The sequence below is a fragment of the Paenibacillus sp. J31R122 genome (assembly GCF_056269185.1).
Genome location: NZ_JBWDNM010000005.1, coordinates 188,333 through 206,346, shown reverse-complemented (window position 1 = coordinate 206,346; position 18,014 = coordinate 188,333). Strand labels below are relative to the sequence as shown.

Genomic DNA, 18,014 nt, shown 5'->3' with positions numbered 1-18,014 from the left:
ATGACAACCTTTACGATAAATGATGTCAAAAAGACATTTACTAATGGCGAAGTCGATGAGCAAGTATTAAACGGAATCAACCTTACACTGCAAAAAGGAGAAATAACAGCTCTCGTAGGCCCTTCAGGATCTGGTAAAAGTACACTCTTAACTATTGCGGCAGGTCTTCAACGTGCATCGGATGGAAAATTGCTATTCGAAGGGAAAGACATGTCCGCAATGACACAGGAGGAGATTCGAAAAATACGAGCCAATAAATTTGGATTTATTTTTCAATCGTCTCATCTTGTACCTTTCCTTACTGTGGAAGATCAGCTCATGCTGATGCTGGATGTGTCAGAGACAAAATTGACTAAGCGTGAACAAAAAGCGGAAGTTCATAAAATTCTCAAATCAGTGGAGATGTTTCATCGCAAAGATGCTTACCCCGCTTCATTATCGGGTGGGGAAAAACAGCGGGTTGCCATTGCCCGCGCAATCATCCACAAGCCTAAAATACTATTCGCGGATGAGCCTACTGCAAGTCTAGACTCGAAAAAGTCCAAAGATGTGATGACGCTCATCAGAGATTTGACAAAAACATTAAACATTACAACCTTACTCGTAACCCATGATGAAGAAATGCTCTCCTATGCAGATCACATCATTACGATGAAAGATGGATTGATTATTTAAAAAGGGGCTTTCCTAAAGTCATTATTTTCATGACTTTTGGGAAAGCCTCTATTTGTTTTTCTTCGACACAGCAAATTAATTTTCAATACCCAAAGACAGAAAGTTGCGCGCAAATAATCAGTATACAAAAATTAAATTCGGCTCTAAACTGAAATCATCGGTTGACAAATAGTGAGAAAAGCATAAGCTTCATTTGTTGGTATTATTTGACTGTATTTCATACAATCTAATCTACATCAAAACGACGTATTTGAACCTAGACTGTATTTCATCCAAGCAAATCGTCCGTTCCGCAGACAAAGAGCTTTTAGCATCCTATTAGATTGGATCTTTTACATTCAAAAGTATAAAAAAAGGAAGTATCAGGTGTTTGAATGGACAATATCCATTCTAATCGCCCATCATTAATCCACGGAAGAAGCGAGATGATATTAAATGAGTAAAGAAATTAAACTTTTGGCTATTTCGGGGAGCCTTCGTCAACAATCCTCAAATACAGCATTAATGCATGCTATCATCGGCTTAGCCCCCGATAACATGAAATTTACCATTTATGGCGGGTTGGGAGATCTTCCGCATTTTAATCCTGACATCGATGTTGATGATGGGCCCGCTTCCGTGAGAGAGCTAAGAGCGCAGCTTAAGGAGGCAGATGGTGTGCTTATATGTACGCCGGAATATGGGAATGGTGTGCCTGGCGTTTTGAAAAACGCTTTGGATTGGCTCGTGTCTACAACTGAATTTATGAATAAACCTACCGCGGTAATTAGTGCCTCGCCCACTCCAATGGGTGGCGATAAAGCACATGCTTCACTTCTGTTGACACTTAATATGATCAATGCTGAAATTGTAGAAAAAGGCACCTTGATCATTCCTCACATCACTCTGAAACTGAATAAAGAAGGCATTATTACGAGTACTGAGCTAGAGCAAGATTTATTATCCGTTCTTCAGGCGCTCGAACAAGCTTGTTACTTTCAATCACTTTGATTTCGAACTCGATCCCGAAATCAGTCCTACAAAAAAATATTATCTTGTATAAATACACCAAATTTATTATGATTATATAGTAAAATTTTTCATTATTAATAGGAGAGTGTGTCATGGTTCAACAGAGAAATATCGCGTTAGCAATTATTTATTCATTGCTCACATGCGGCATCTATGCGATTTATTGGTTTATTGTTTTAACTAATGAAGTCGGCGAGGTTAGCGGAGATAGCGAATTTACGGGAGGAAAGCATTTCCTTCTAACATTAGTCACATGCGGTATATGGAGTTTCATTTGGGCCTATCAGGTAGGTAAGCATATGGAAGTAGCGCAAAGACAACGCGGCCATCAGGCATCGGATAATTCGGTTCTTTACATTATCCTTACTCTCTTTGGTCTAGGTATCGTAACGTATGCTTTGGTTCAATCGGATGTCAATAAACTCGCTAAAGTTTAAGTTTAATCCAAAGAGCCGCCCCAAACTATTATGGGGTGGCTCATTTGTCATAGGTGGTTTATTTTACCTGAAAATATGGCTGCCCGTGACAAATATCGGTATTCCTTGTGTTTTTCATGAGTTAACTGGGTTTTATTGTCCTGGATGTGGAATAACAAGGGCTGTTCTTTCACTGTTGAAATTAGATTTTGTCCAGGCATTTAGATATAACCCTTTGCTGTTTATTTTAGTTCCTTTGTATGCGATGTACTTCATTACACAAAAGAAGCAAATGCGGCTTATAAGCAATGGGATTATGGTTGCAATGTTGATTATGACCCTTACGTTTGGGATACTTAGAAATATTCCGATTTTTGATTTTTTAGCTCCATCCGAAATTCGTTAGTAACCTAAGATGAAAATCGAGACTTATTAGAAGAGTGCTCTTGCGATGAAAATTGTTGGTCTTCCAAAGACATAATTCATTAGATTCCGTGTCGCAAAAATCACCCCTACGAAGGCCGGGCAATTTGTGACTTTATGGGAGAGATTGGGGGTTGGGCCGATACAACCTTATGATGTATCAGACCCAGTCGATTTTTTCGTTATTAGTACGCGCAAGGGTCCTAGATATTCCTATAGGTATGCCAATAGATATTGATCGTGCTCAAATGCTTTACAATCCACAGCCGAAAGCAACTTCCGAATCATCTTAGGACGTTTTTAAATATTCCATTTAATCCTTTCTTCACCCACGGCTCATCCTTCCCTAGTTAATTCCATCTCCGGGCACCTAATCCATACATGTTTAGAGGAGAGGTTTTACAAGCTCCCGGATTTTCGGTTCAAGCTTCTGCGCCATTCTAAAAAAACCAAGATCAGTCGGATGAACGCCGTCAACAGTGTACGTTTACAGCCTTCCAACATGTACACTGCTCAACCGAATCGACGTTCGCTTCGTAGTCCAGTACGATTTGCTTTACAAAACGGCACCATTTGGGATGCCGTCTCTTTTGTATTATACTTTGTTATATAACTAATTGTATTGGAGCTGAGAATATAGCTATGAAGACCGAGATCATGAATAGATTCATCTCATACGCACAAGTGGATACACAATCCGATGAAAGCAGCGATTCTTGCCCTTCAACACCAGGACAGCTGGTACTAGCACGCATGCTCATAGATGAGCTTAAAGCCATTGGTATGCAGGACATTACAATGGATGCGAACGGTTATGTAATGGCAACCCTTCCGGCTAATACAGACAAAGAGATCCCAACAATCGGCTTCCTTGCCCATGTGGATACGGCTACCGATTTTACAGGCACTAACGTAAAGCCTCAAATTATCGATAACTATGACGGACAAGACATTGTCTTGAATGAAGCACTCAACATTGTCCTTTCGCCTAAAGATTTTCCAGAGCTAGTAGGCTACAAAGGACACACGCTAATTACAACAGACGGCACCACCTTACTTGGCGCAGACGACAAAGCCGGTATTGCCGAGATCATGACTGCCATGGCTTATCTGATTAATCATCCAGAGCTGAAGCACGGCAAAGTAAGAGTAGCCTTTACACCTGATGAGGAAATTGGCAGAGGCCCGCATAAATTCGATGTAGTAGCCTTTGATGCGGTATATGCTTATACGATGGACGGAGGTCCTCTTGGCGAGCTTCAGTATGAGAGCTTTAACGCAGCATCCGCCGTTATAACTTGCATAGGGAAGAACGTTCACCCCGGCACTGCCAAAGGTAAAATGGTCAACGCGGCCAAAATCGCCATGGAGCTGCATGGCAGACTGCCAGCTGATGAGTCACCTGAGAACACGGAAGGCCATGAAGGCTTCTATCACCTGTCCTCCATTCAAGGAGATGTCGAGCAAACACAGCTTCGTTATTTGATCCGTGACCACGATAGTAATCGGTTTAATGAGAGAAAGCTTGAACTAGCAAGCATCGTAGAGGAATTGCGGGAAAAATACGGAGATAAACGAATTACACTCGAAATCAAAGACCAATATTTCAACATGAAGGAAAAGATTGAGCCGGTCATGGAAGTAGTGGATATCGCTAGACAAGCGCTAAAAAACCTCGGGATCGTTCCAATTATTCAACCTATTCGCGGCGGTACGGATGGATCGCAGCTATCCTACATGGGACTGCCAACGCCGAATATATTTACAGGCGGAGAAAATTATCATGGACGCTTCGAGTATGTTTCAGCTGACAATATGGTGCAGGCTGTAAACACCATTGTCGAAATCGTTAAGCTCTATGAGCAAAGAAACTAAAAAAGCCGCCTATAAAGTGCTTGTATGAACAAATAGGCTGCCGCATTAAGCGGCAGCCTAACAGCTATTTCATCATCTGCTTTACAATTTCCTTGTTACGCTCTTTAAACACTTCATTATGCGAAGAAACCATGGCATTTTTCCTGGCGTCCGGTTGAACGAATTGTTTGGCCATGTTCACCGCGTTCGCCGCATCTTGAAAAGCACCAGCGATTAATTGCAGCTTCCCATCATGCATTAAAATATCTCCGACGGCATATAAGCCAGGAACCGAGGACTCACTATTCGTATTCCCTGCCACATAATAATCGTCCACCATAGCAATATCGAGATCACTATTGGCAAGCAGCGCTGAATCTCGCTCATAACCATGATTGATGATGACCTCATCAATCGATAGATATGTCACCTCATTGGTCTCCAGATTCATCAATTCGACATGTTCGATCCGTTCGTGATCTTCCCCAGCTATTAGCTTCGTAATCTTCGTGTTGAAGTAACAAGAAACCGAGCTGCTCATCAGTTGAGCCGCCTGTGCCTCATGGCCGGTTAAAGCGTCTTTACGGTAGGTAATATACACTTTCTTAGCAATTGGCTCCAGCTCATTTGCCCAATCGATAGCAGAATTTCCGCCTCCCGAGATGATAACGGTTTTATCCTTGAATTGCTTTAAAGAGTTAACCGTATAGTTTAAATTACTGACCTCAAACCTTTCCGCCCCTTCAATCTCCAGCTTATGCGGCTTTAACACTCCACTTCCAACAGCTATAATTACCGTCTTGGACCAATGCTTAGCTCCCGAAGCGGCGTGAAGCTCAAAGTATCCATCCTCATTACGCGTGATGGATTCGACTTTCTCATTAAGCACGACTTCCGGATTGAATGTTAAGCCTTGCTCTACCAGCTGCTCAATGAGCTTTGCACCCGGAGTAGGCGTAAGTCCACCAACATCCCATATCATTTTCTCCGGATAGACATGAATCTTCCCTCCAAGCCGCGGCTGATATTCAATCAGCTTCGTTTTCATTTCCCGAAGACCGCTATAAAATGTTGCGTACAGCCCAGCGGGACCTCCGCCAATCACCGTCACATCAAACAGTTCATCTATATTCATTTCGCTCTCTCCTTGTATCCAATAACACTGATTATCATTATCAATAAAATATACACCTTTCTCATTTCTTTTACAATCACTTGTTGACAACAAGAATGAAACGAATTGGAATCCTGACTGACAATAGCGGTTTATATGACCGGCTTACTGTTTATGATAATTTGGAGCTCTTTTGCAAGCTATATGATGTAAATGTAAGACGTATTGATGAAGTGCTTGAAGAGGTTAACCTTATTCAAGATAAACACACAATTGTAAAAAAGCTGTCCAAAGGGATGAAGCAGAGGGTCACATTAGTACGGGCCATTCTTCATAGTCGATTCGTTCTAATGAACCAACCTTAGGAGATATATTCGTTCAACTTACCGGGAGGGCTCTACAATGACATTTTCAATCAAAAGAGTACGTGGAATCATCATGAAGGATTGGAAGGATTTGCTTAAGAACTTTTATATTCTAATCACTATTTTTTTACCTATAGGCTTGGCAATCATGTTATCTCGTACAAACCCTGATGACCCCAGTTTGCTAAGTCTGCTGGTCAATATTGCATTAGTTATGACTGGTGCATTTGTACAAGCAGCAATGATGGCTGAAGAGAAGGAGAAGAGCACCCTGCGCGTCCTCTTGCTATCTCCAGCTACAACGATGGAAATTATGCTCGGTAAGAGCTTCTTATCCACAATGAATACCGTGTTTGTTGTCATTGGGTCGATCTTTATTAGCAAAATCCAAGTGCCAGACCTTTTGTACTTCTCCATTATGATTGTGCTGTCATTGATCATATTCATCTCATTCGGCACCATCATTGGACTACTTTCTCGTACGGTTATGGAACCTCTATTGTTGGATTGCCTATTCTCGTCATCTTTACTTATGGATCAATTATAAGCTCTATGTTTGGTAGTTCTGTAGTCAGCACAATCATCTCTTATCTGCCAACCGAAAACTTCGCAGCAGCACTCGTAAGTTTAGGACAAAATGGCCAGAGCAGGGTAGGGAGGCTGCTTTTCTACGACTTATCGATTAGTGGATCAGAGCCTTTAACAAAAATGAATTGAAAACAATGATTTTTTATATTATAGTTGTGCTCAGGAGGTGAAATAAAATTTCAATGTTTCATGCAGTTAACTATTTATTCGGACTGCAAGCATGTAAAACTAAGGAGTGATTAGGCTTTGATACAATGGTTACATAAAAGAAAAAGTATGATTTCCCTTTGCTTGGCAATAGCACTCTTACTTTCTATTTTTGTAAGCGGTATCAATCATGTCTCAGCTAATCCGGCTTCAACGGGTAGTGAATTTGAAATGGACACGGCTGCACAAGCAGCGTCTCAACCCGCTGCACGAGTAATTGAGGATTTTCAAGGAGGCAACGTCACGGCAAGTTTTGCTAAAGCATCGGGTAAACTAGAATTTTCAAGCAGACCAGAACCGGTCCTTTATGGAACTCAATCAGCTAAATTAAGTTATAATCTTGTTAGTCAAGAGACAGGAACAGCAGCTGCTTATATAAACTTTTATGATCCAGGCACCTCTAATTATCGAACACTTGAAGGCAAGCCGACGAAGCTGGGGCTATGGGTATACGGGGATGGGAATAATAAACATTGGCTGCGTGCAGAGTTTAATTCGGCACCCGATAATGTTGTTGTCGACTTTACAAATGGTTCAGGTTTTAATTGGACCGGATGGAAATATGTAATAATTAATATCCCTTCACAGTTAACAGCCCCCAGCTTTACTAGTCCAATTACACTGCGACGTATTTATTTTGTGCAAACCAGTGAGTTGAATAAAACAGCAGGGACCGCATATTTTGATCGTGTAAGCGTTTTCTACGGAGATACGGGAGGGTTATACGGGTTGGATCTACATGGCTTAACCCCTATGAAAGTGAACGATGTACAGACTGCGCAAGTATTCGAAACACGTGAAGGATATACCGCGCCAAAGAAAGTAACAGGAGATGTAATCTACACAAGCAGCAATAGCAGCGTAGCCATTGTGAATGAGCAAGGAACTGTAACTGCTTTAAGTGCAGGAGAAACGACGATTACTGCTTCCTACGGTGCCCTTGATGCGACTTATGAACTGGCCGTGAGCGAAGAGGCGCCAACCGTGGAGCAGCTTTTCTTTACTGGCGCTAACGAAATAAAAGTAAATGAGAAGGCTCAAACCGACTTGTTCGCTACCTTCAAGGATGGCTCTGAACCGATTCGTATATTAGATGGCGCTGTTTACACGAGCGATAATGAACAAGTCGCAACTATCAACGAGAAAGGATTAGTAGAGGCGCTGGCATTCGGAAAAACGAATCTGAGAGTGACTTATGGAGGTCAAACCGCTTCTTTCGAGTTAGGAGTTGAAGTGCCAATCCCAATCCTTCAAGGCATTGAGCTGACGGGATTAACGCCAATCGAGATTGGAGAGTCGAAGCTAGCTAAGGTAATGGCTACTTATAACACCGGACCTGAAAAGATTGAATTGCAAGAGGGAGTTGTCTTTACATCAAGCAATAAAAATGTCGCGACTGTAGATGAGAACGGGGTGATTCAAGGGTTATCCTTGGGAATTTCGCTCATTACTGCGAAATACGAAGGCAAAAACGCAAATTACACGATTATCGTGAACAAGCCAGGCCTTCAGCCTCCAAAAAGAGAGCTGCGAGCAGCTTGGATTTCAACGGTCGAAAAAATCGATTGGCCTAAAACAACAGACCCGCTGCAGCAGCAACAGGATTTCATTGAACTGCTGGAGCTGCATAAATCGATTGGGATGAATGCCTTGGTCGTGCAAGTGAAACCGACAGCGGATGCTTTTTATAAGTCGGAACTTGCTCCTTGGTCTCATTGGATTACAGGTGTTCAAGGGAAAGATCCTGGGTACGATCCTTTAGCCTTCATGATCGAGGAATCCCATAAGCGAAATCTTGAATTCCATGCTTGGTTCAACCCGTACCGGATCAGTATGGATACCGATATTAACAAATTGGTGGAAAATCATCCGGCACGCCTGCATCCCGAATGGGTCATCGAATTTGGCGGAAAATTGTATTATAACCCGGGCATCCCAGAAGTAATACAGTACATCACGGACAGTGTTATGGAAGTTGTTAAAAATTATGATGTAGACGGTATTCACTTTGATGACTATTTCTACCCGAACAGATTTGACGGACCGGGGTTCCCCGATCAAGCAGCTTATGAGAAGTATGGTTCTGAATTCCCGGGTGATATCAATGCCTGGCGTAGACACAACGTAGACACTTTAATTAAAAACTTGAGTGCCGCAATTAAAGCGGAGAAAATCTATGTAAAATTTGGGATTAGTCCTTTTGGTGTATGGCGCAACAAGAGTGTAGATAACGATGGATCTGATACCGCTGCAGGGCAGCCTAGCTATGACAATCTCCATGCGGATATCCGTAAGTGGGTTTTGGAGGGATGGATTGACTACGTTGTTCCACAAATTTATTGGAATTTCGGGTTTACGCCCGCGGCCTATGAAATACTAGTAGACTGGTGGAGTAATCTCATTGAAAAGAATGACGCGAATTCCCATCTGTATATTGGTCATGCCGATTATAAGGTAGGCGAAAATGCAAATTTCGTAGACCCTTATGAAATCCCGAACCAAATGATATTTAATTTAAATTATGAGCAAGTGAAAGGCAGTATTCATTTTACAACGAGAGATTTAATAAACAAGCCTGCATTAAGACAAATGATTAAGGATGTGTATCAATATCCAGCGCTCGTTCCAGTAATGCCTTGGTTGGATACGAAAGCACCTGAGAAACCAAGCAATATGAATGCGGCCTCTCATCCAGATGGCATTGAAGTGCAATGGAAAGATTCTGACGAAAACACAACGTATTATGTCGTTTATCGATCAGTTGGCGATCAGGTTTTAGATACTGCAAATCCTGCCCATATTGCATCTATCCTACGTAAGAGCAGTGAGCAGGTCTCTTTTATTGACCAAAAGGTGGCACTAGGCGAGACTTATACCTATGTGGTTACTTCAGTAGACCGATTGCATAATGAAAGTGAATTAAGCGATCGCATAACCGTTACGGCTGGAGTTGTGGATGAACCGCTTCTCGTGGAGGAAATAAGATCGTTGCCCGAAATTTCGGTAGCCAACGGAACTAAGCTGTTAGACCTGAAGCTTCCGCAAAATGTTCAAGTCACGGTGAGCGACGGAACTAAACCAAACGTAAAAGTGACGTGGGATGACGGAACACCGGATTATAATAGCAGCATAGCAGGTACGTATATGTTCGCGGGTGAGTTAGAATTACCAGAAGGAGTCATCAATCCAAGTGGGATTAAAGCTGCGGTAAAAGTTACCGTGCAAGCCAGTTCCAGCAATGGCGGTGGCATAATAATTGTACCGTCAACAAGCACATTGGTGCTTAAAGCCGGCAGTTCCGGAACGGCAAAACTAGGAGAGGATATATCGGTATACATCCCAGAGGGGGCTACCGATGAAGAGCTTCGATTAACGATCGAGAAATTGACAAACACATCAACCTTGCATCTATCTGAAAATAAGCTTATAAGTTCCGTATTTGAAATACTGAAAAACTTTACAGGGAAATTCAATAAGCCCGTAACGATCACGATGACATTTGATTCAAGTAAAGTTGCCGAGAATCAGAAGCCATCACTCTTCTATTTCGATGAAACAAAACGGGTATGGGTAGAAATCGGCGGAGCGGTGAAGGATGGAAAACTAACAGCTGAAGTTGATCACTTTACGAAATTTGCAGTATTTGTCGTTGAGAAAACGTCGACTGAGGCACCATCTTGCGTGAACGTCCTATTAACTGATATACAAGGACATTGGGCAGAGAAACAAATCACAGAAACCGTTCTAAAATGTCTAGTCAGCGGCTATCCAGACCATACTTTCCAACCGGATCGGACAGTGAGCCGGGAGGAATTTGCAGTCATGCTGGTTCACGCGCTTCAGTTGAAAGGCGAAGAAGTGATGCTGCCATTTACCGATGAGGATCAGATTGGCCCATGGGCTCAATCAGCAGTGTCTCTTGCGTTAAAGGCAGGTATTATCAACGGCTATACGGATGGCAGTTTCCGTCCTAAAGCGCAGATCAGTCGTGCAGAAATAACATCCATGATTGTGCGTACCTTGCAATTGCAAGAGCAAATAATCCATGAAACGTCCTTTGCAGATGACTCCGATATTCCTGCCTGGGCAAAAGGATACGTATCGGTAGCCGTACAGCAAGGTATCGTCCTTGGACGCGCTGGCAATCAGTTTGCTCCGAATGTTCAAGCTACGAGAGCAGAAGCGGTGGTCATGCTGCTGCGGATGCTCGATACCCAAAACAAAATGCTATAAGTGAAAATATCTAGCACTGTGACCACCTAGATTGATCCCGCATAAACCTGTCAGAAGCGCCAGAATGGCGCTTCTGATAGGTTTTATTATTTCATCAGCTAAGCCTCTGATTCAGCAACCCTTTTTACTTTCTCCAAAAACTCAACTACGACCTTCTCAGTTGCAAAAATCATAAAAATCTTCACAAACCACTTCAATGCTTTATTGGTTGCTGTGTATCTAAGCTTTGTTTTCTGATCATTTACTCGATGCAATTCATATAAAGCTGTGATCTCAAAAGAGTTTGCCAAAGTGAATCCAATCTTCAATTTCTTATCATTCCGATTATTTGAGTATTCTAGCGTATGGACATCATATTCCTCGATGCGTTTGCCTTCTTTATACTTTTGACGGTATATACTGCCGACAACTTCTTTAGTAATGCTGACTGGTTTATTCTCCACCACTTGAGGCATAATCTTTTGCATCTGTTCTAACGAACCATCTAGATATGACCAAACCTGTTCAATTGAAGTGTTTATCTCAATTTCTCTCGACCATTGCTTCAGTATAATTACCCCCTTTTAAAAGTCCTGTTCATCTATTCTACATGAATGATGAAAAATTAGAAAATCACAAAAAAATGGTTGGACTGAATGCATTTTGCATTCGATCCAACCATTTTTGCTTTATGTTTCTTACGCTTTATTTGAAGAACCAAACTCACGCATTTTACCCGCAACTGTTTGCTTGATAGCTTCGCGGCCTGGTGCCAAAAATTTACGTGGATCGAATACTTCTGTGTCAGAAGTAAGGATTTCACGAGCAACTTTTGTAAATACGATTTGATTTTCTGTATTTACGTTAATTTTCGCTGTTCCTAGCGAGATTGATTTTTTAATTTGTTCAGTAGGGATTCCTGTACCGCCATGCAATACCAATGGCAATTTAATTGTTTGGCAAATTTCTTCCATTTCTTTGAAGCCTAGGTTTGGTTCGCCTTTGTAAGGACCATGAACGGAGCCCAAAGCTGGAGCAAGACAGTCAATTCCTGTACGGTCAACTAGCTCTTTGCACTCTTTAGGATCTGCATAGATAACGCCATCAGCGATAACATCATCCTCTTGTCCACCAACAGTTCCCAATTCAGCTTCAACGGAAACGCCGCGCTCATGTGCGTATGCAACTACTTGTTGAGTTGTTTTCACGTTTTCTTCAAACGGTGAATGAGAAGCATCAATCATAACAGAACTGAATCCTGCATCAATCGCTTCCTTACATTTCTCGAAACTTGAACCGTGGTCCAAATGGATAGCAACTGGAACAGTAATTTTCATTTCTTCAATAAGAGCATTTACCATTGCAGTAACAACTTTAAAGCCGCCCATATAACGAGCTGCGCCTTCAGAAACGCCAAGAATTACAGGTGATTTTTCTTCTTGAGCTGCGGCTAGGATAGCTTGTGTCCACTCTAGGTTATTGATGTTGTATTGTCCAACAGCGTAACCTTCTTTTAACCCTTTGTTCAACATTTCTTTCATTGAAACTAATGTCATGTCAAAGTCTCCTTCAAGATAATTAAAATTTAATTACTTTGCTTGATCTTTCAATCATACCCAATTCGTCTGCAGTTTAAAAATTGCGTTCAAAAACTACAGTTATATTGGTACGAACGGAATGGGCTTTCCACGTTCACGTTCTTCTTTCTTATAAGTCTATATGTTATCACAATTTTTAGTAGAAGACTACCTATGTAAAGGCTCAATACTTTTACTAAAGATTCTACTCACTGTTTCAATCCCTGCTTTACTACTGCTTGTGATACGTATCATGAGGATTTTTGAAATGATGGGTTATCTGCCAGAACCTCTTATTGTCGATTCTCATACCTTAATGAGAAGGCAAGAGAGGGGGTGTGACCTTTGACTGAAACCATCAGTAAGAGTCATGGGGTTTCTATTATTACGAGCACGAACCGCCCCAAATTTTTTAAGAACATTTTAGAAAATTATCGTAATCAATTCTATCCGTATAAAGAATTAATTATTATTATAAATAAGGATAGTATGGATTTGAATAAATATCGCAAAAAAGCACTGACCTATTCGAATGTATCCGTATATAAGGTGCCTGAGAAAAAATCTTTAGGCCAAAGCTTAAACTATGGAATCTCCAAAACTAAACTCCCTCTCATCGCCAAATTTGATGATGATGATTATTACTCCCCCTTCTATTTATTGGAGCAAGTAAGAGCACTCGTCCGAACACAAAGCGATGTTGTCGGCAAACACTCGTGTCTTGTCTACTTGGCTGCAAGTAAGAGGCTTATCATCCGGTCCCCGGAGGAGAAAGATAAATTCATAGGTTTTGTGCAGGGCGGAACGATATTATTTCGTAGACATATTCTAAAAAAAGTGCGCTTTGCCGATCGTTCCGTTGGAGAAGATGTGAGATTTTTGAAGGACTGCAGTAAGAAAGGCTTTACTGCGTACGCCACTTCTCCGTTTAACTACGTTTATATCCGAAGAAAAAATAAAAAAAGCCATACCTGGAGGGCGAATGATAACTTCTACTTGAAGGGAAGCCGGCCCATAGCGGTAACGAAACATTACCGTTCCATCGCTATGCAAAAAAACGTAATCATGATGTAGCATTGTGCCACTGCAGCACGCCTGGAACTTGCTTAATTACCTAACATCAAAAGGCTCGTAACAGTCCCTAACCACACTGTTCGAGCCTTATTTGACGTCCTGTTGGCGAATATGAAGGAGCGATTAAAGCGCACCATTGCCCGGATTAGCTGCGACAACAGTTGATCGGAGTCGAGCGTTTATAGGCTTTATTTAGTGTCAACTTATCTCTTCTACCGAATTAGGTGCTCTACGCGCTTTATAGAATAGATATAAGACTGCACCGACTGCGCCCACTGTTCCGCAGATGATATCAAGCATCGTGTCCGTTAAACTGCCATTTTGCGAAACAAGTCCGAATAGATGGTCGACCGTAAACTCATAAATTTCCCATACTCCAGCCATTGCAACAGAGAAGTAGAAGGAGAACCAGATGATGATATTGGAAGGCAGACTGCTCAGTCCTTTAGACTTAGCCAACTTGTTCAAAATGAATTGTCCTACGAAGAATAAAATAAATCCAGACATCAGATGTTCAATCTTATCTAACTTAGGGATGACAGCATACATATTAAATAAGTTGGCGAGCATCATCGTGATCACGATAAAGATCAGCACCGAGAATCGCAGTGCGGGAGGCAGTTCACTCTTGGTCCAAGTGATTAAACCCCTGAAGAGCAGCAGGACGGTAATGATGAGACCAGCTTGAAAACATTTGCCGTAAGCTCCGGTCACGCCAAAATAAATAATCGATAATCCGCATATGACGTACAGAACAATTTCAAAAACATGATTAAACCTATGGTTTCTAACAGTGTCTTGCATAGCAGTTCCTTTCTTCTGACTGAACTTGTGTTATTAAATCTTATCCTAGGCTTATGAGATCGGTCAAACCTAACGACTATACATCTTGTATATTGTTAGAAAGCTGATCAATATCTATCCATTTTGACATAAACCAGTTCAGAACCTTCCGTTACTACGATGAAATAAAAAAGCAGGCGAAAAGAATTCGCCTGCTACACTCCTTCTTCACTCTTCACTGATGCGCAGGGTAATTTGTTAACTTAATTTTGAAAACATCCCCCTCATTGCCACCAAATACGATCATCCCACCTTCAGGCAGAACTACCGAATGATTGTTGCTTGCCTTTGAAAAGTTCACAACCGTTCCCTTCGCGTCATAAACGGCAAATCCCCCACTTGCCGGAGCCCCAACGGTCATGACTCGATTGGCTGATTTTTCATTAATCTTATACCATACAGCCTGACCATTGGATGGTATGGTGCTAATCGAGGTGTTCCCTTCATAAATGGGTCTAATAGCGTCTTCACTGATATACGTTCGTCCATCGGCCATTAAATACTCTGTATGGTTCTCTTTGTAGAAATTCAAATCAAAAACATCTCTACCGTTCATAATAGGCATATCAATGACATTTACTGCTTTATTCTTATCAACAATTTTAGTGCCGGATGCGTATCCATGGTTGATATCAACGGATATATTTTTAGCCAAAAGCGCTTTCGCCAAATACATGGCTGAAGTTATCTTTTCATCCAAGACGTAATAATTTTTTCCATTCCTATGTTCCCATATCGTTTTAGTTGACTGATGTAGAGAATTGGAATCTAACTTTTGATATTCATAAACCACCATAGCCATTTGACCTAATCCCGGTAAATTCAAATAAGAGTTAAGCTTTAAGTAGGTTTTTCCATTCTTCGGTTGGTCAAAGCTTAAGCACACATTCCCATCTTTATTTTTGAATTGTCCATTGCCCGTATATATATATTTTTGTGACGGTATAAAACCCCCAAATAGAGCCGGTAATTCAAACTCTCCGTTCTTTATGTCCAGATTCACCGTTTTACCTACGGTACCGTATAATCCAGAATAAGCAAGCAAATCTGATGGCATGTTCACTTTCAATGGAGGTTCAAATGTTTTTTTAGGTAGCAGCTCTTTAATGATGCCTTTGGCTTTTGCATATTCCAATAAAACATTAGACGCTAAAATACTATTGAAGGTAGAAGCTCCTCCCGATGAAAGCACAGCAATAGAAATATCATGTTCGGGTAGGGTAGTCAAAGCAGCGTGATACATATACGTATCTCCACCTTTGGATAATGCCGTTATTCCGTAATCACTAAACGGTGCTAAACGTACGGCATCCCAGCCAAGACCATAATTAATAGTGTTTGTCTCTTCGGAAACCCACACTCCCTTTTTATACTCATGACTTTGCATAGCTTTTGCTGACTTCTCAGATAAAATATCCGTTCGATTGCCGATCAATACTTCAGCGAACTGAACGACTTCTTCTGCAGTTGAGTAGATGCCTCCTGTCCCAATGAGATTGACATTCTCAACGGGTAATGCTTGATCTATCCCAGGAAAATAAGTTTTTGCGAGCTTATCTCTATCAAATGAATCAAGTGGTGTTTTAGTAGAGCTTAAATGAAGAGGCTTACTAATAAAGGTTTCAAGGAATTCACTGTAACTTAACCCGCTTACTCGTTCGATTAAGATTTCAAGCAGCTGAAAACCATCGTTACAATATACCGAAGATTCGCCTGGGTTTGACTTTAAGCCTTGTGATTGTAATTTGACCAATAATTCATCATGATTTCTCGTATCGCTGTCGTCGAACATCATGCCATTCCCATAGTGCGAACCGTAAAGTCCTGAAGAATGATTCATTAACATTCGTGGCGTAATTTCTTTATATCGTTCATCTGCCATTTTAAAATCCTTGATATACGTCATTAGTGGTTCATCAATATCAATTTTATTAGAATCAGCTAGGATCATCGTTGCAGCAGATACATACACTTTACTTACCGAGCCTATTCCTAACATCGTGTCTTTGGTTATCGGTTCCTTGGTAACTTTATCGTATACACCAGTGCTACCCGATAAAACAATGAATCCATGATCCATAATCGCATACTGCAATCCACTTACACCATAATCGGACACGATCTTCGAAGCCAGCCCCTGTGCCTTTTCATTTACCGAATCATTATTCGTTTGAGCAAAAGCAGGGGTGATCGGTATTGCAATAAGCATTGCGATCATTAATACAACAATCATCTTCTTCATTATTGATTCCTCCTCGTATTTCTTATTAGATATTAATTGCTGAATTCAGCATACAAGGAAGATTGCTGTACTATTAAAAAGCACCCTGAAACGCAAAAAACAATCCCTAAACAACATGTTGTCTAAGGATTGTTCGTTTCAAATGGCAGCAGGACCATATTATGAAATACTTTGTTTTTTGTTTCAATGGTCATATGACCACCGTACTTGTCGCAGATTCTAGCTATATTCGTTAATCCAATACCATGAAATTCCGGGTTTGGTTTTTGGCTGCGTAAGTAGGCAACTTCATTTCCAATATGATTCAAGATGTGAATAAGAAGGGTAGACTCGGTAGAATGTATTTTTACAAGAATGTACCTATCTTCTGCTATTTTTATATTTTTAGAAGCTTCTATTGCGTTATCTAGCATATTTCCAATGACGACACACAAATCATAACGGTCAATATGGACTGCTTGTGAATATAAACTAAGCTTCGTATCTATTCTTATGCCATTGGCTTGTCCAATGTTAAGCGTATTTGTGACAAGGGCATCTATAACCAGATTTCCCGTATTAACCCGTTGATAGGCTCCTTCGACTTTATTTAATGTCGTCTTAATATGTTCCAGTGCTGCTGCTAACTCATTTCGCTTAATACACTCTTCAATATACAAAAACTGTTGATTCGTATCGTGAATGATTCTTTTAATGGATTTGAAGCTGTGAACGACTTTTTCATAATTCGCATCCTGATAGTCCATCTGATGCTGCAGTTGAGCATTCTCATGCATGAATTGAAATTTATCAATAATATTATCAAAAATATAGATAATACTAACGTTTAAAAAAAGAAACCCAATGACGGAAACGAAAGAATAGACGTCCTTGAAAGTTAGTATATTCAGTTGGTATATACTTATGATAGGAATAATCAAAAATAATACGTAGTAACGATTATGCAAAGAGAAACTTCTACGTTTTGCAAATAGTCGTATGATCTGAATGATAACAAACATGATCATGCAACCGAGTAAAATAGCTTTCGTGTAGTCTATTTGATCTTGTTCATTTACAGGGTCAAAGCTATTAAAGTCAACTATATCTAGGGTATAAAAAATATAAAGGGATATAAAATTAGAGATAGACATTAAAACAGCGTAAAGTATGGAAAAAATGATCTTGGTTTTAATTTCTACTTTATACGATTGCGCAAAACAAAATACCATAAGCAAGGAGAAAATCGAAGATAAAATAGGAGAGAACGGAATAACCAGATATAGGTAATCAGTCAACCCAAAGATAATGAAATAAATGACACGGTTATGCTTTTTAGTTGATTTATCAAAAACCGAGTTGAAGAAAAAATTAATTTGAACGCCCATCACAAGTACAATGCTAACGACAATAAGTACATTATTTTCAATCATA

The 18,014-nt window shown here is 40.6% G+C and carries 15 protein-coding genes and 1 pseudogene; 10 read left to right on the top strand and 6 right to left on the bottom strand.

The genetic code is table 11. The annotated features are described in order from the left end of the window. From AC0YN7_RS10665 to pepT, 6 genes are all read left to right on the top strand, one after another. A complete protein-coding gene (locus AC0YN7_RS10665) occupies positions 1-675 on the top strand; it encodes an ABC transporter ATP-binding protein (RefSeq protein WP_475809964.1) in 675 nt (224 codons plus the stop codon). Between the two features lie 435 nt (positions 676-1,110). Then, positions 1,111-1,665 (top strand): NADPH-dependent FMN reductase, encoded by a 555-nt coding sequence (locus AC0YN7_RS10660; RefSeq protein ID WP_475809963.1) that lies wholly within the window; start codon positions 1,111-1,113, stop codon positions 1,663-1,665. Between the two features lie 113 nt (positions 1,666-1,778). Next, a complete protein-coding gene (locus tag AC0YN7_RS10655) occupies positions 1,779-2,123 on the top strand; it encodes a DUF4234 domain-containing protein (protein ID WP_475809962.1) in 345 nt (114 codons plus the stop codon). After that, a complete protein-coding gene (locus tag AC0YN7_RS10650) occupies positions 2,080-2,508 on the top strand; it encodes a DUF2752 domain-containing protein (protein ID WP_475809961.1) in 429 nt (142 codons plus the stop codon). The genes AC0YN7_RS10655 and AC0YN7_RS10650 overlap by 44 nt, the downstream gene beginning before the upstream one ends. A gap of 78 nt (positions 2,509-2,586) precedes the next feature. Further along, on the top strand, positions 2,587-2,763 hold the full coding sequence (locus tag AC0YN7_RS10645) for a MepB family protein (protein WP_475810127.1): 177 nt from the start codon (positions 2,587-2,589) through the stop codon (positions 2,761-2,763). A gap of 404 nt (positions 2,764-3,167) precedes the next feature. Continuing rightward, positions 3,168-4,400, top strand: coding sequence for a peptidase T (gene pepT, locus AC0YN7_RS10640; protein ID WP_475809960.1), 1,233 nt, complete (start codon positions 3,168-3,170; stop codon positions 4,398-4,400). A 64-nt stretch (positions 4,401-4,464) separates the two neighbouring features. On the opposite strand, the gene AC0YN7_RS10635 is transcribed toward pepT, so the two are convergent. After that, positions 4,465-5,514: an NAD(P)/FAD-dependent oxidoreductase gene (locus AC0YN7_RS10635; protein ID WP_475809959.1), complete on the bottom strand. Its 1,050-nt coding sequence runs from the start codon at positions 5,512-5,514 to the stop codon at positions 4,465-4,467. A 98-nt stretch (positions 5,515-5,612) separates the two neighbouring features. Here AC0YN7_RS10635 and AC0YN7_RS10630 point away from each other — a divergent pair. The 3 genes and pseudogenes from AC0YN7_RS10630 to AC0YN7_RS10620 form a co-directional block, all read left to right on the top strand. Continuing rightward, a pseudogene (locus AC0YN7_RS10630) lies at positions 5,613-5,843 on the top strand (ATP-binding cassette domain-containing protein); the annotation flags it as partial. A 52-nt stretch (positions 5,844-5,895) separates the two neighbouring features. Next, positions 5,896-6,405: an ABC transporter permease gene (locus AC0YN7_RS10625; RefSeq protein ID WP_475809958.1), complete on the top strand. Its 510-nt coding sequence runs from the start codon at positions 5,896-5,898 to the stop codon at positions 6,403-6,405. Between the two features lie 287 nt (positions 6,406-6,692). Further along, entirely contained in the window at positions 6,693-10,886 is a 4,194-nt protein-coding gene (locus AC0YN7_RS10620) for a family 10 glycosylhydrolase (protein ID WP_475809957.1), read from the top strand. Between the two features lie 98 nt (positions 10,887-10,984). Here the strand turns inward: AC0YN7_RS10620 and AC0YN7_RS10615 are convergent, their stop codons facing one another. Together AC0YN7_RS10615 and AC0YN7_RS10610 are read right to left on the bottom strand one after the other, a co-directional pair. Continuing rightward, the gene (locus AC0YN7_RS10615) at positions 10,985-11,413 is read right to left on the bottom strand and encodes an SRPBCC family protein (protein WP_475810126.1); all 429 of its coding nucleotides are present in this window, start codon (positions 11,411-11,413) and stop codon (positions 10,985-10,987) included. A 150-nt stretch (positions 11,414-11,563) separates the two neighbouring features. Next, the gene (locus AC0YN7_RS10610) at positions 11,564-12,421 is read right to left on the bottom strand and encodes a class II fructose-bisphosphate aldolase (RefSeq protein WP_475809956.1); all 858 of its coding nucleotides are present in this window, start codon (positions 12,419-12,421) and stop codon (positions 11,564-11,566) included. A 366-nt stretch (positions 12,422-12,787) separates the two neighbouring features. Here AC0YN7_RS10610 and AC0YN7_RS10605 point away from each other — a divergent pair, with 366 nt between their 5' ends. After that, a complete protein-coding gene (locus AC0YN7_RS10605; protein WP_475809955.1) occupies positions 12,788-13,516 on the top strand; it encodes a glycosyltransferase family 2 protein in 729 nt (242 codons plus the stop codon). A gap of 198 nt (positions 13,517-13,714) precedes the next feature. On the opposite strand, the gene AC0YN7_RS10600 is transcribed toward AC0YN7_RS10605, so the two are convergent. The 3 genes from AC0YN7_RS10600 to AC0YN7_RS10590 form a co-directional block, all read right to left on the bottom strand. After that, positions 13,715-14,320 carry a DUF2238 domain-containing protein gene (locus AC0YN7_RS10600; RefSeq protein WP_475809954.1) on the bottom strand — a complete coding sequence of 202 codons (606 nt, stop codon included), beginning with the start codon at positions 14,318-14,320 and terminating at the stop codon, positions 13,715-13,717. Positions 14,321-14,534: 214 nt separating this feature from the next. After that, a complete protein-coding gene (locus AC0YN7_RS10595) occupies positions 14,535-16,601 on the bottom strand; it encodes a serine hydrolase domain-containing protein (protein ID WP_475809953.1) in 2,067 nt (688 codons plus the stop codon). 122 nt (positions 16,602-16,723) lie between these two features. Beyond that, positions 16,724-18,013, bottom strand: a complete 1,290-nt coding sequence (locus AC0YN7_RS10590; protein ID WP_475809952.1) for a GHKL domain-containing protein — start codon at positions 18,011-18,013, stop codon at positions 16,724-16,726. Between the last annotated feature and the right edge of the window lies 1 nt (position 18,014).